At 74.5% G+C, this 12147-nt stretch carries 14 protein-coding genes and 1 pseudogene; 10 read left to right on the forward strand and 5 right to left on the reverse strand.

The window, feature by feature from the left end; translation table 11 throughout:
* Positions 1-47 precede the first annotated feature (47 nt).
* The 7 genes from ACFV46_RS23995 (at position 48) to ACFV46_RS24025 (ending at position 5784) form a co-directional block, all read left to right on the forward strand.
* Positions 48-986 carry an EamA family transporter gene (locus ACFV46_RS23995; protein WP_385499683.1) on the forward strand — a complete coding sequence of 313 codons (939 nt, stop codon included), beginning with the start codon at positions 48-50 and terminating at the stop codon, positions 984-986.
* A 96-nt stretch (positions 987-1082) separates the two neighbouring features.
* Complete coding sequence (locus tag ACFV46_RS24000) at positions 1083-2741, forward strand: PP2C family protein-serine/threonine phosphatase (protein ID WP_385499587.1); 1659 nt, start codon at positions 1083-1085, stop codon at positions 2739-2741.
* A complete protein-coding gene (locus ACFV46_RS24005) occupies positions 2738-3844 on the forward strand; it encodes a B12-binding domain-containing protein (protein ID WP_385499588.1) in 1107 nt (368 codons plus the stop codon). The genes ACFV46_RS24000 and ACFV46_RS24005 overlap by 4 nt, the downstream gene beginning before the upstream one ends.
* Positions 3841-4242, forward strand: coding sequence for an STAS domain-containing protein (locus tag ACFV46_RS24010; RefSeq protein WP_385499590.1), 402 nt, complete (start codon positions 3841-3843; stop codon positions 4240-4242). The genes ACFV46_RS24005 and ACFV46_RS24010 overlap by 4 nt, the downstream gene beginning before the upstream one ends.
* A 123-nt stretch (positions 4243-4365) precedes the next feature.
* Positions 4366-4737 (forward strand): STAS domain-containing protein, encoded by a 372-nt coding sequence (locus ACFV46_RS24015; protein ID WP_376729927.1) that lies wholly within the window; start codon positions 4366-4368, stop codon positions 4735-4737.
* Positions 4738-4810: 73 nt separating this feature from the next.
* Positions 4811-5215, forward strand: coding sequence for an ATP-binding protein (locus ACFV46_RS24020; RefSeq protein ID WP_376729926.1), 405 nt, complete (start codon positions 4811-4813; stop codon positions 5213-5215).
* Between the two features lie 110 nt (positions 5216-5325).
* Complete coding sequence (locus tag ACFV46_RS24025) at positions 5326-5784, forward strand: SRPBCC family protein (protein ID WP_385499591.1); 459 nt, start codon at positions 5326-5328, stop codon at positions 5782-5784.
* A gap of 10 nt (positions 5785-5794) precedes the next feature.
* Here ACFV46_RS24025 and ACFV46_RS24030 read toward each other — a convergent pair whose 3' ends face one another.
* The gene (locus ACFV46_RS24030) at positions 5795-6127 is read right to left on the reverse strand and encodes a DUF3140 domain-containing protein (protein WP_361934378.1); all 333 of its coding nucleotides are present in this window, start codon (positions 6125-6127) and stop codon (positions 5795-5797) included.
* Between the two features lie 102 nt (positions 6128-6229).
* A pseudogene (locus ACFV46_RS24035) lies at positions 6230-7471 on the reverse strand (cation:proton antiporter); the annotation flags it as partial.
* A gap of 209 nt (positions 7472-7680) precedes the next feature.
* Between ACFV46_RS24035 and ACFV46_RS24040 the strand changes: the two are divergent.
* Positions 7681-8094 (forward strand): SRPBCC family protein, encoded by a 414-nt coding sequence (locus ACFV46_RS24040; RefSeq protein ID WP_385499592.1) that lies wholly within the window; start codon positions 7681-7683, stop codon positions 8092-8094.
* Between the two features lie 21 nt (positions 8095-8115).
* On the opposite strand, the gene ACFV46_RS24045 is transcribed toward ACFV46_RS24040, so the two are convergent.
* Complete coding sequence (locus tag ACFV46_RS24045) at positions 8116-9294, reverse strand: Rieske 2Fe-2S domain-containing protein (protein ID WP_376729925.1); 1179 nt, start codon at positions 9292-9294, stop codon at positions 8116-8118.
* A 251-nt stretch (positions 9295-9545) separates the two neighbouring features.
* On the opposite strand from ACFV46_RS24045, the gene ACFV46_RS24050 reads away from it, so the two are divergent.
* A complete protein-coding gene (locus ACFV46_RS24050; protein WP_361934263.1) occupies positions 9546-9752 on the forward strand; it encodes a DUF2180 family protein in 207 nt (68 codons plus the stop codon).
* Between the two features lie 21 nt (positions 9753-9773).
* Here ACFV46_RS24050 and ACFV46_RS24055 read toward each other — a convergent pair whose 3' ends face one another.
* A complete protein-coding gene (locus tag ACFV46_RS24055) occupies positions 9774-10046 on the reverse strand; it encodes a hypothetical protein (RefSeq protein WP_385499593.1) in 273 nt (90 codons plus the stop codon).
* Positions 10047-10199: 153 nt separating this feature from the next.
* Positions 10200-10823, reverse strand: coding sequence for a sigma-70 family RNA polymerase sigma factor (locus ACFV46_RS24060; RefSeq protein ID WP_361934258.1), 624 nt, complete (start codon positions 10821-10823; stop codon positions 10200-10202).
* 146 nt (positions 10824-10969) lie between these two features.
* Here ACFV46_RS24060 and ACFV46_RS24065 point away from each other — a divergent pair, with 146 nt between their 5' ends.
* A complete protein-coding gene (locus ACFV46_RS24065) occupies positions 10970-11965 on the forward strand; it encodes a MerR family transcriptional regulator (protein WP_385499594.1) in 996 nt (331 codons plus the stop codon).
* Positions 11966-12147 lie beyond the last annotated feature (182 nt).

Below are 12147 nucleotides of genomic sequence, written 5' to 3' on the forward strand. Positions count from 1 at the left end.
CCATATTAGCTTCCCGAGAAGCTATATTGTCTTCCATGGAAGCCAACATGCGGTGGGTGTCGATCACCGCGGTCGCGCCGGTGGCCTGGGGGGCCAACTACTACGTCACGCACGCGTACCTGCCGGCCGACCGGCCGCTGTACGGGGCGGCCCTGCGGGCCCTGCCCGCGGGACTCGTGCTGCTGGCCCTGTGCCGCAGACGTCCGCACGGGGCGTGGTGGGGACGCGCGGCGATACTGGGCCTGCTCAACGTGAGCGTGTTCTTCGTCCTCGTGTACGCCGCCTCCCAGCTGCTGCCGACGAGCGTCGCGTCCACGGTGATGGCGGCGTCCCCGCTGGCGATGATGCTCATCGCCTGGTCCCTGGTGTCCGAGCGGCCCGGGATCACTCATCTGGCCGGTGCGGCGACCGGGCTGGCGGGGGTCTGCCTCATGGTGCTGACGGGTGGCGAGTCGGTGAGCGTGCCGGGCGTGCTCGCCTCGGCGGCGGCGATGCTCGTCTCCGCCTTCGGCCACACCCTGACCAAGCGGTGGAGCGCGGACGTCGACGTCCTCGCCGCCACCGCCTGGCAGCTCACGGCCGGTGGCGTCCTGCTGCTCCCGCTCGCCGCGGCGGTGGAGGGCGGCCCTCCGGCGCTCTCCGGGTCGGCGCTGCTCGCCTTCGCGTTCACGGGCCTGGTGGCCACCGCGCTCGCCTTCGTCGCCTGGTTCGCCGGGCTGCGTCATCTGCCGGCGGGGACCGTGGGCCTGATCGGGCTGCTCAACCCGGTCACCGGTGTGCTGCTCGGCGTCGCGGTCGCCGGGGAGGCCCTGACCCTCCAGCAGTGCGGAGGGCTCGCCCTGGTCCTCCTCGGGGTCGCGCTGGGCCGCCCCCGGCCGCCCGCCCCGGCACCTGCGACCCGCGGGGCCCCGGGACGTTACGTCTGGGCGGGCCTGGGTACCCGGAGGGATCGCGCTCCCCACGGAGCCCGCCCCGGCCGAGATTGACGGGCCGCGTGGTGGACTGCGAGGCTCGGGGAGAAGTCGAAGGTCGTGCCGTCGAACGAAGGGTGATCAGGTCCGTATGACGCGGAGCTGACGAATATGACGCGTGTCGAAGGCTCCTCGCCCCCGGGTCAGGAGTTCTTGTCGTCCGTGGGTGCCGCGTGGATGCGGGCGCCCTACCCGGCTCTGGTCGTGGACGCGGCCGGTGCCCTCGTGGAGGTCAATGCGGAGGCCGCCCGGCTCTTCCCGGCGGCCGGCCGGGGCGTACCTCTCGCCGAGGTGGCCCCTGACTGGCTCGCCGAGGGCCACCGGCGGGCCGCCGCCGGCGGGGACGACGCGGGTGGTCCCGTGCGCGGGCGACACGAGCAGTGGACGCTGGTGGCGCACGGGACGCCCGGTGCGCACGGCCAGGTGGTGTGGTGGCTCGTCGACGAGACCCACCGGGAACTCGCCGAGACGGCCCTGAGGAACGAGCAGGAGCGCACCGGCTTCCTCGCCGAGGCGTCCAGCCGGCTGCTGGCGTCCCTGAACACCGAGCGGTGCATGGAGGTCGCGGTCGAACTCGCCTCCCGGCACCTGGCCGACGCGGCCGTCCTCGTCTCGCCCGCCGCCGGACGCCGCCACCCTCTCGCCCTCTGCACCGGCGGCGGCGACGTCGAGCACCGGACGCTGCGCATCGACCCCGCCGACGTCCCCGGCCTCAGGGAGGCCCTGCAGGGCTTCCCGCCCGTGCCGTCCCGCTGGATCGACCCGTCCGCGCTGCCGGAGTGGGCGCTGCCCGACGGCTTCACCGGACCGGTGGGGTCCGTCGTCGTCACCCCGCTGCCGGGGCACGGCGTGCCGGCCGGAGCCCTGATCCTGCTGCGGCGAAGCGACCACGCCGCGTTCGACGCCTCAGAGGAGCTCTTCGCCCGGGTCTTCGCCGCCCGCGCGGGCGCCGCCCTGTCCGCGGCCCGCCTCTACAGGGAGCAGAGCTCCATCACCGCCACGCTCATGGAGGACCTGCTCCCCCCGATGCTGCGCCGCGTCCACGGCGTGGAGTTCGCCGGCGGCTACCGGGCCGCCCAGGACACCGAGCGCGTCGGCGGGGACTTCTACGACGTCCATCCCGGCGCCGCCCCCGGTGAGAAGAGCCTCGCGGTGCTGGGCGACGTGTGCGGCAAGGGCCTGGAGGCCGCCGTGCTGACCGGGAAGATCCGCAGCACGCTCCAGGCGCTGCTCCCCCTGGCGGGCGACCACCAGCATCTGCTGCGCCTGCTCAACGGCACGCTGCTGAACAGCCGCCACACCCGCTTCGCCACCCTGGTGCTGGCCTCGGTCCTGCGCAGGGAGAACACCACGCATCTGTGGCTGACCAGCGCCGGGCATCCGCTGCCGCTGATCGTCCGGCAGGACGGCACCGTCGAGGAGGCGCCGACGTCCGGCACCCTGATCGGCGTGCTGCCGGACGTAAGGTCGGTCACCGCGGAGGTGGACCTGCGCCCGGGCGAGACCTGTCTGCTGTACACCGACGGGGTCACCGAGGCACGGGGCGGGCCGCTCGGCGACGTGATGTTCGGCGACGCACGGCTGCGGGACGCGCTGGCCGAGTGCGCCGGGATGCCCGCGGAGGCCGTCGTCGAGCGGATCCACATGCTCGTCGCCGAGTGGATCGGCGACAACCGGCACGACGACATAGCGGTGATGGCGATCACCGCTCCCCGGACGACGCATCTCACAGCCGTGGACGGCCATACGGCGGGCAGGTACACCGCATGACCGACATGACCACCGCGCAGGCGGACGGGACGCTCGAGCGGGCCCGTGAAGGGCTGTGGCAGGCGGTCTGCGCCCGGGACGAGGACGCCGCCGCCCGCGCGGTGTTCGCCGCACTGGACGACGGCGCCGACGCCGAGGCCGTCCTCCTCGACGTCATCGCCCACACCCAGCGGGAGGTCGGCCGCGCCTGGGCGGAGAACCGCTTCTCGGTCGCCCAGGAGCACTCCGCCACCGCGATCCACGAGCGGATCATCGCCGCCATGGCGCACCGCGTCCCGGCTCCGCCCACCGAGGCCGCCACGACCACGGTGACCGTCGCCTGCGTGGACGGCGAATGGCACGCCCTGCCGGCCCGGCTGCTGGCGGAGGTGCTGCGGCTGCGTGGCCACCGGGTGGACTTCCTCGGCGCCCAGGTGCCCACCCCGCACCTCATCGCCCATCTGCACGCCACCGCGCCGACCGCGGTGGCCCTGTCGTCCTCGCTGCCCCTGCGACTGCCGACGGCGCACAGCGCGATCACCGCCGTGCAGGCCATCGGCATCCCGGTCGTCGCCGGAGGCGCCGCCTTCGGCGTCGACGGCCGCTACGCCCGGCTGCTCGGCGCCGACGCCTGGGCCCCGGACGCCCGCTCCGCCGCCGGCCTGCTGGCACGCGGACTGCCCCGCCCGGCCGCCGGCGCCGTCCGGCAGAGCGTCGACGACCTGCCCCACCTGGTCGACCAGGAGTACACGTTGGTCACCCGCACCAGACGGCAGCTGGTCCGCAACACCCTGGCGGGGCTGGAGGAACGGCTGCCCGCGATGCGCGCCTACAGCGAGGCCCAGCGCGAGCGCACCGCCGAGGACGTGTCGCACATCGTGGAGTTCCTCGCGTGCGCCCTGTACACCGACGACGCCGGCCTGTTCACCGGCTTCCTCGACTGGACGGCCGACATCCTGGAGGCCCGCCAGGTGCCCGCGCGCGTACTGGACCCCGCCCTGGTACTGCTCCAGAAGGAGCTCAAGGACTTCCCCCGAACCCTCGGACTCCTCGACCAGGGACGCGACACGCTGCGCCGGCGTGACACCCGCCCCTCCGTACCCGGACCCGGCGCACCCGCATGAACATCACATCCGACGACAGCGACTTCCACCTGGAGACGGTCCTCGACGCCGCCGGTGACGCGTACATCCGCGTCACCGGCGACCTCGACTGGGACAGCGCCGACGACCTCACCGAGGCGGCGCGCGCCCTGCTCCGCGCCGACCCGGCGCCCCCGCGGCTGCACCTGGACTGCGCGCGGATGACGCTGTGCGACTCGCTCGGCCTGGCCTCGCTGCTCACGATCCACCGCGGCTGCGCCGAGGCAGGTGTCCGGCTGCACCTGGACAACCGGCCCGCCCCGCTGCGGCGCCTGCTGGACATGACCGGCACGGCCTTCCTCTTCGACGACGCCCCGGGCACCGAGGTGCCCGACGCGTCCGGCTCGGCGCCCCCTCCCCCACCGCCACCCCCGAGCTGACGCGTGCGGCACCCGCCCTGCGCCCCGCCGTCCCCGGCCGTCACCGCACGCGGTGCGCGGGGGCCGGGGCACGGGTGCGCACCCACCTTCCTGCCGCGTGCGGCGACCTGTGAGAATGCTCCGGTGAACGAGGAAGCCGAGATCATCGAGACCCGGGTCGAGGACGTGCGGGTCGTCCGGATCACCGGCGAGTTCGACGCCGACGAGGCCGACGCCGTCGCCGCGGCCCTCTCCGCCCCCCGTGACGGCGGCGCGGCCGCCACCGTCGCCGACCTCGCCGGGGTGACGTTCGCCGACTCCTCCCTGCTGCACGCGCTGCTCACCGCCCGGCAGGGCCACGCCGCCGCCGGCCTGCCGTTCGTCCTGGTGGCGGTCGGCCCGCTCGTCCGGCGCCTGCTGAACCTCACGGACACCGCCCGCGTCTTCACCACCGCACCCGACCTCGCGTCGGCGCTGGACCTGATCCGCGAGGAAATCAGCTCTCGTCGCGGATGACCAGCCATACTCACCCGCTCTGCGGGAACCAGAAAAGGGGTGTTAAGGGCAAGTGGGGCACGAAGGAGGAGATGTGACCGCAGCAGAGCTCGCCGCCGCACCTACGCAGCGGCCCGTCACCGCCGCCATGGCCCGCTCGCACGTCCGCGCTCTCCTGGGCGCCCGCTTCGAGAAGGCAGACGCCTCCCCCACCCTGGTCGACGACATCCTGCTCGTCGTCACGGAGCTCGTCACCAACGCCGTACGGCACGGCGGCGGTCTCGTCGCGTTCGACGCCACCCTCGACGGCGACCTGCTCACCCTCAGCGTCACCGACGCCTCGCCGACCGTCCCGCACACGGTGCCACGGACCCGCGCCGCCACACCGGGCGGCTTCGGATGGCCCCTCGTGCGGCAGCTCAGCCGCGAGGTCACCGTCACGCCCACCGCTCAGGGCAAGACGATCCGGGTCGTCATGGCCGCCGGCCCGGACGCGTAGGCACCACCCCCGGCGCCCGGGCTCGTTCCCCCGTTCGCCTCGCGGGGCGCCGTGGTCTCCCATAGGGTCGCGGGCAGACAGACGACGGCTCCGACTTCTAGGGAGTGCCGATGTCCGGACAGTTCGAGACGACCTTCGAGGTCGACCGGCCCGTGGACGCGGTGTTCGACTATCTCGCCGACGGCCGCAACGACCCGCAGTTCAGCCCCCGTGTGCAGAGGATCGAGCGCGTCCCCGACGCGCCGACCACCGTGGGCACCGTCTTCCGGAGCACCGTCAAGGACGCCGGGATGAAGTCGGCCCGGGAGTTCCGCATCACCGAACTCCAGGCGCCGGCGCGGATCCGGTGGGCCGAGGTGTCCAAGAACAGCGTGACCGCCGACGAGGGCGGCTACGACCTGGAGCCGGCCGGCGACGGCCGCACCCGGGTCCGTCTCTACAACGTCCTGGAGGGTCACGGGATCGGCAAGCTCCTGGTGGGCCTGGCCGTGGCCGCCGCCCGCAAGGACGCGCCCGCCTTCGGTCAACGGATCAAGACGGCGGCGGAGACGGCCATCGCCCCGAGCTGACCGCCGGCCGTCAGGCCAGCGGGTCGTGCCCCCAGTTCATCAGCGAATGCCGCCAGCGGCTCTCCTTCACGTCTCCCGAGGGCCGCTGGGCCAGATGACGGCGGACATAGCCGACGACCTTGCGCATGTGCCCGTAGTCGTCGTCCGTCAGGTCGCCCTTCTTCGTACGGAGGATCTCGGCGATCCGCCGCCCGGAGGCGTGCCCGGTGGACTCGCCGCCGTCCTTGTGCTGCCCGGCCTCGCGCGACTCGTCGGTCTCCAGCCACTCGTCGAGCCGGGACGGTGTCATGTTCACCAGTTCCCGGAACTCGCTCCAGGTCTCCTCGCGCTCCGCGTCGTCCACGCCGTCCCTCTTTCGTCCGTCGCCGGGGTGCCTGGGTCCAGCCTGTGGCCGCCCGGCCCCTTCCGCAGCTTCTGCTCCTCCGTCCCGCCGGTCCTCCGCCCCGTCGCGCAGCCGGTCCAGACGGCTGACCACCGGGCCCGACGTCACCCCGTGCACGACGACCGAGAGCAGCACGGTGAACGTCACCACCGCCCACAGCTCGCGGGCCGGCACCGGGAAGGCGTGGTGGCCGAGGGCGTACGCCAGGTAGTACAGCGACCCGATGCCGCGGATGCCGTACGCGGCGATCACCCGGCGCTCGCGACGGCCCGCCCGTCCCCCGAGGAGCCCCACCCAGCCCGCCCAGGGCCGGATCACCAGCAGCAGCAGCACCGCCGTGACCGCGCCCTGCCAGGTCAGGGCGGCGAGGCCGCCCCGGGCGACGAACGCGCCCAGCAGGAACAGCACGGCCGCGGTGAACAGCCGCTCGACCTGCTCGACGAAGTCGTGCAGGACGTTGTGGAAACCGTGGGCGCGCTCGGCCGCCCGCAGCGCGCACGCGGTGACGAACACGGCCAGGAAGCCGTAACCGCCGACGAGTTCCGTCAGCCCGTACGACAGGAAGGTCGCCCCCAGCGCGACGAAGCCCTCCCGGTGCTCGGACAGCCGCAGCACGGGCCAGCGGGTCCAGAAGAACAGCCAGCCCAGCAGCCGTCCGACGACCAGGCCGCTCACCACCCCGACCACGGACTTGAGGAGAACGTCCTGCGCGACCCAGGCGCCGATCCAGTCGGCCGACCAGCCGCTGCCCGCGGCGGCCACCAGCGCCAGCGCCGCGTACGTCAGCGGGAAGGCGAGGCCGTCGTTGAGTCCCGCCTCGCTCGTGAGGGAGAAGCGCACCTCGTCCTCGTCGTGCGGGTCCTCGGTGGGCTCCCCCACCCGGACCTCGGAGGCGAGCACCGGGTCGGTCGGCGCGAGGACCGCGGCGAGCAGGAGCGCGGCGGCGGGCGGCCAGTCCAGCAGCCACCAGGCGGTCAGCGCGGTCACCGCGACCGTGAGCGGCATGGTGATGCCCAGCAGCCGCCAGGTGGTGCCCCAGCGCCGCAGGCCGACGGGCCGGTTGAGGGCCAGTCCGGCGCCCATCAGCGCGATGATCACCACGATCTCGGTGACATGCTCGGTGACCAGCCGGTCGGCGACCGGATCGACCTCGGGCAGCGGAAGGGGGAGCAGGTACACGCCGACGCCGGCCGCCAGGAACACCAGCGGCAGCGAGAGCGGCCGTCCGGCCACGACCCGCGGCAGCACCGCCGCGAGCAACGCCCCCGCGCCCAGCCACGCGCTCACCGCGTCACCGATGGTCACCGTCGTGTACCCGCCCTCCCGTCGTGCCGTGTGCCGTCCCGCGCGTCGCGCGGCGCCACGGCCGTCATCCTGGACCCGGCCCGCGTACCCCGGGCGCGGACGTCCCATGACCATGTGTCCGTCCCGGCCGTCACGGGGACGGGACGGTTACGGTCGCGCCGCCCGGGAACGCGGTCAGCCGGACCACCCGAGGCAAGGCTGGTGCAGCGATGACCGAGTACGAGCGTTCCCGCACGATGCCCGCGCAGCCGGAGCACGTCTTCGACCAGGCCGCCGACCTCGACCGGTTGGACAGCTGGCTGCCCGAGGCGGTGCACGTCGAGCCGGAGGACCTGCCCGCCGTGACCGTGCACGAGGACCGCACCGACGAGGACACCTCCGCGCTGCTGCGGTCGCGGCCGGAGCAGATGCGGCTGGAGTGGGGCACGCGCGAGGACGGCAGTTACGCGGGCTGGCTCCAGGTCGCCGGGATCGACAGCGGCGCCAGCGAGGTGACCCTCCATCTGTCCTTCCTCGACGAACGCCACGACCCCGGAGAGGCGCGGGTCGGCGACGCCCTCGACAGCAGTCTGGCCCGTCTGGAGGAGCAGGTCCGGCTGCGCGTCGACAACGCGGCGGGCTGACCGCGCCGGGGCCGCGGCCGGTCAGCTTCCGTCGACCGCCGGGAACTCGACGCCCGTCCCGCCGTAGGCGGGGCGGCGGCCCGCCGCCACCTCCGCACAGCCGCCGGACGGACCCGGCCCGCACACGGGCGTGCCGGCGCCCAGCGGAACGCCGTTGCCGCGCAGCACCGAGCGCACGTCCAGGATCAGCGGGAAGACCTCGTGGTTGCGGTCCTCGCCCTGTTCGTCCCACGCCCGCTGCTCGGCCTCCACGGCCATGCGGTCCTCGGCGAACACCCGTTCGGTGAACCGCCGGATGAGCGGCCAGGCCAGATGCAGCGCGGCGGCGACCCTGGGCTTCTCGATCATGAGCAGGCCGTAGGCGTGGCAGGTGCGCTGTTCGGCGTCCTCGGGCACGTACGCGGCCCACAGCCGGAACGCCGGGTGGTCGGCGCCCTCCGGCACCAGGTCGAGCGTCTGGTACGGGTACTCGGTGCGGATCGTCATGACGTCCGCGGAGTCCTTGCCGCTCAGTCCCTCGGCGGCGAGCAGGCCCGCGCCCCGGTTGCGCTTGCCTCCGGCGTGCGTGAACAGGTACCGCGCCTCGACCGAGCGCGGCGTGGAGGTGTGGCCGAGCAGTTCGGGGTGCAGGGTGCCGACGACGCCCCGGTGCAGGAACTGGTGGTTCATGTCGAGGAGGTTCTCGTGCATGAACGAGTAGTGGCAGCGCACCGTCCGGGAGAACGTCATGGTCCGGTAGTGCGGCGAGCCGTACGCCGGCAGGTCGGGGAGCTCGGTGACGGCGGCCTTCTCCGGGTCGCCGGGGAAGACGAAGACCAGCCCGTACGCCTCGCGGACGGGGTAGCCGCGCACTCCGCGCGGTGGTCTGCGGTCGCCCTTGGAGAGGTAGGGGATCTGCGAGATGCGGCCGTCGCCGCGGTAGGCCCAGGCGTGGTAGCAGCAGCGCAGTGTCTCGCCCTCCACGACGCCCATGCTGAGCGGCACCTGCCGGTGGGCGCACCGGTCCTCCAGGGCGTGCACGATGCCCCCGCGGGTCCGGAAGAGGGCGATGCGTTCCCCGGCGAAGACGGCGGCGACGGCCCGGCCGCGGCGCACCTTGCGGGACAGCGCGACCGGGTACCAGAAGTCGGGGTGTGCTCCTACGCGCCTCAGGTCGGTGAGGGTGCCCTCCGGGGCACCGCCGGCGTCTGGCTCATTCATGGCTCTCCTCGCTTCGGGACGACGGGCGGGGGCCGCCGCTGCCGCGTGCACCCCGCTCATCCTCACGGCGGGGCGGGGCGCTGTCCCGCCCAGGACGTCCACCGGGGTGAGGGGCCGTCACACCTCGCCTGAGTTGCGGCGGCGCGCCGCCGGGCATTCCATAGCCATGCGGAGCAGTCGCCGGGGAGCTCCGGCCCCCGGCAGGCGTGCGGGGCCGACGCTGTCGGGCGCGCCGGCGGAGAGGTCCGGATATGAACTGTTACGAGTGCAACCAGGTGGACCGCGCCACGGAGGCGGTCGCGGTGTGCAAGGTGTGCGGGGCGGCGGTCTGCCCCGAGCACCTCCACACGGAGCCGGTGCAGATGCGCGGATCCGCGCAGCCCGGCAAGGTCATCCACAGCCGGCCCGCGCGGCGCATGACGTGCCCGGTGTGCCGGTCCGCGGAGGAGTCGCCCTGACGGCGGCGGCGCTCCGCCAGGTCAGTCCCCGGGCAGGTCGTCCAGGTCGCCGCAGGAGCGCAGTTCGTCCTCGATGCGCTCCCAGAGGTGCCGGGACGGAGCGGACGGGACGTCCCGCGCCTCGACCTCGCGGGCGACGGTAACGACCCGGCGCAGCCGGGACAGTTGGTCCCGGCAGCCCGCGCAGACCGTGAGGTGCCGTGCGGCTTCGCCGTCGTCGCCGGGTCCGTCGCCGCGCAGCGCCCACTCCACCAGGGTGGCGGGTGCCAGATGCCCGGGCGCGGCCTCAGACACGGCGGCCGGGGGCCGGCGGGGTGGAGCGGGCCTTCATGGATCGTCCTCTCGCGCGTGAACTCGTCCTCCGTGGGGCTCGTCGCTGTTTCGGGCGCGGGGCGTGCGATGGATGCGGTGTGGGGCGTGCGGCGGATGCGGCCGCCCGGTCCGGGTCTAGGCGGCCCGCGCGTCGGCGCGGCCCTGCTCCAGTGCGCCCCGGAGCCGGTACAGGCCGCGGCGGGTGTGGCTCTTGACGGTGCCCAGAGGCAGGCCGGTGCGCTCGGCGATCTGGGCCTGGGTCAGGTCGTGGAAGAAGGCCAGGCAGAGCACCTGCCGCTGCGGGGCGGGCAGCCGGGACAGCTCGTCCACCAGCAGGACCCGGTCCAGGACGTCGTCGGGTCCGGCTCCCTCGGCCACCGCCGGGGCCGACTCGAGTCCGGCGGCCTCGGCCAGCGCGAGGCGCCTCGTGCGGGCCGCGAGCGCGTCGACGATCTTGCGGCGGGTGATGCCGACGAGCCAGGCGCCGAGCGGGCCGCGCTCGGGACGGAAGCCGTGCCGGCCCCGCCAGGCGCCGATGAACACCTGCTGGGTGACGTCCTCGGCCTCGTGGGTGTCGCCGAGGGACCGGGTGGCCATGGTGTGGACGAGCGAGCCCCAGCGCCGGTAGATCGCCGCGAAGGCCTGCTCGTCGGCGGCGCGCAGGCCGCGGGCCAGCTCCTCCTCGTACAGGGTCTCCTCGGCGGGCGCCGCGCCGGGTGACGGGGGCGCGGACGTGACGCTTCGCAGTTGCGTGCTCATGGCCCGGTTCCTCCTGCCGCTCGCCGTGTGCCGGGAAGGCCGTCGGACGAGCCGTGACTGTCGCCGCTCACCGGCGTGGCCCCCAGTGTCGGGACGAAGAAACGACGCAGACAACATGCGTCGTTTGTGCGTCGTACACTGTCGGGGTGGAGACAGGCACGAACGACGACGGGGACGCCGGGCGCGGCGGCGCGCTGACGACGGGCGAGGTCGCCCGGCGGCTCGGGGTGGCCCCCACCACCGTCCGCACCTGGGACCGGCGGTACGGACTGGGCCCGGACGCGCACACGGGCGGCAGGCACCGCCGCTGGACGCCCGCCGACGTCGCCCGGCTGGAGCGCATGTGCGCGCTCACCGCGAACGGCCTGCCGCCCGCCGAGGCGGCGCGCCTGGCCCGCGAGGAGGCACCGGAGGACACCGAGGGTTCCCGTCCGCGCGCCGATCCCCCGGTCCGGCGGGCCGAGCCCCGGCGCAGCAGCCGGGCCGGCAGCGGGCTGCGGCTGGGGGACGTGCGCCAGGAGTGCAAGGGGATCGCCCGCGCGGCGTTGCGGCTGGACGCGCCCGCGCTGGACGCCCTGCTCGCGGACGCGATCGAGGAGCACGGCATGATCACCGCCTGGACCGAGGTGATCATGCCGACGCTGCAGGCGGTCGGCCGGAAGTGGGAGAGCTCGGGCGACCGCTACGTCGAGGTGGAGCACTTCCTGTCCTGGCATGTCTCCGGGGCGCTGCGGCGCGGCGCGCGACCGGTCGCCGCGGGCCGTCCGGACGGTGTCGCCGTGCTCGCGTGCGTGCCCGGGGAGAGCCACACGCTGCCGCTGGAGGTGCTGGCCGCCGCCCTGTCCGAACGCGGCGTCCCCGTGCGGATGTTCGGCGGGGCGCTGCCGGCCGAGTCGCTGGTGGCGGCCGTACGGCGGATCGGGCCCGCGGTGGTGGGACTGTGGGCCCAGGCCCGGTCGACGGCGAGCCGGCCGCTGGCCCAGCACGTGGCCGCGATGGAGTGGGGGGTGCGGGGGGCGCGCCGGCGACCGGTGGTGCTGCCCCTGGGGCCGGGCTGGGCGGGGGCGCCGATGCCCGGGCTGCCCCGCCCGACGAGCCTGGCGGAGGCGGTCGCGGCCGTCGAGCAGTACATGCCGGGGTGACCGGAGCCGTCTCGGCCGCCGCGCGGCGGGTACGCGCATCGCGCAGGGCGATTCGGGTGGGCCGCGCCGGGCCACGGGCGGGCCGTCCACGCGCGGCCCGCCCGGCGCGGTAGCTCTGGTCGCGACGAGGCGAGGAGGACCATGACGGCCTGTCCGTACGGGAGCCGCGGGGAGCGGACGCC

The sequence above is a fragment of the Streptomyces sp. NPDC059852 genome, from assembly GCF_042731455.1.
Taxonomy (GTDB): Bacteria; Actinomycetota; Actinomycetes; order Streptomycetales; family Streptomycetaceae; genus Streptomyces.

Coding starts and splice junctions, on each gene's coding strand:
- ACFV46_RS24025 (WP_385499591.1), top strand. CDS start 5,326: ATGTCCGGACAGTTCGAGACGACCTTCGAGGTCGACCGGCCCGTGGAC.
- ACFV46_RS24005 (WP_385499588.1), top strand. CDS start 2,738: ATGACCGACATGACCACCGCGCAGGCGGACGGGACGCTCGAGCGGGCC.
- ACFV46_RS24060 (WP_361934258.1), bottom strand. CDS start 10,823: ATGAGCACGCAACTGCGAAGCGTCACGTCCGCGCCCCCGTCACCCGGC.
- ACFV46_RS24040 (WP_385499592.1), top strand. CDS start 7,681: ATGACCGAGTACGAGCGTTCCCGCACGATGCCCGCGCAGCCGGAGCAC.
- ACFV46_RS24010 (WP_385499590.1), top strand. CDS start 3,841: ATGAACATCACATCCGACGACAGCGACTTCCACCTGGAGACGGTCCTC.
- ACFV46_RS24000 (WP_385499587.1), top strand. CDS start 1,083: ATGACGCGTGTCGAAGGCTCCTCGCCCCCGGGTCAGGAGTTCTTGTCG.
- ACFV46_RS23995 (WP_385499683.1), top strand. CDS start 48: ATGCGGTGGGTGTCGATCACCGCGGTCGCGCCGGTGGCCTGGGGGGCC.
- ACFV46_RS24045 (WP_376729925.1), bottom strand. CDS start 9,294: ATGAATGAGCCAGACGCCGGCGGTGCCCCGGAGGGCACCCTCACCGAC.
- ACFV46_RS24050 (WP_361934263.1), top strand. CDS start 9,546: ATGAACTGTTACGAGTGCAACCAGGTGGACCGCGCCACGGAGGCGGTC.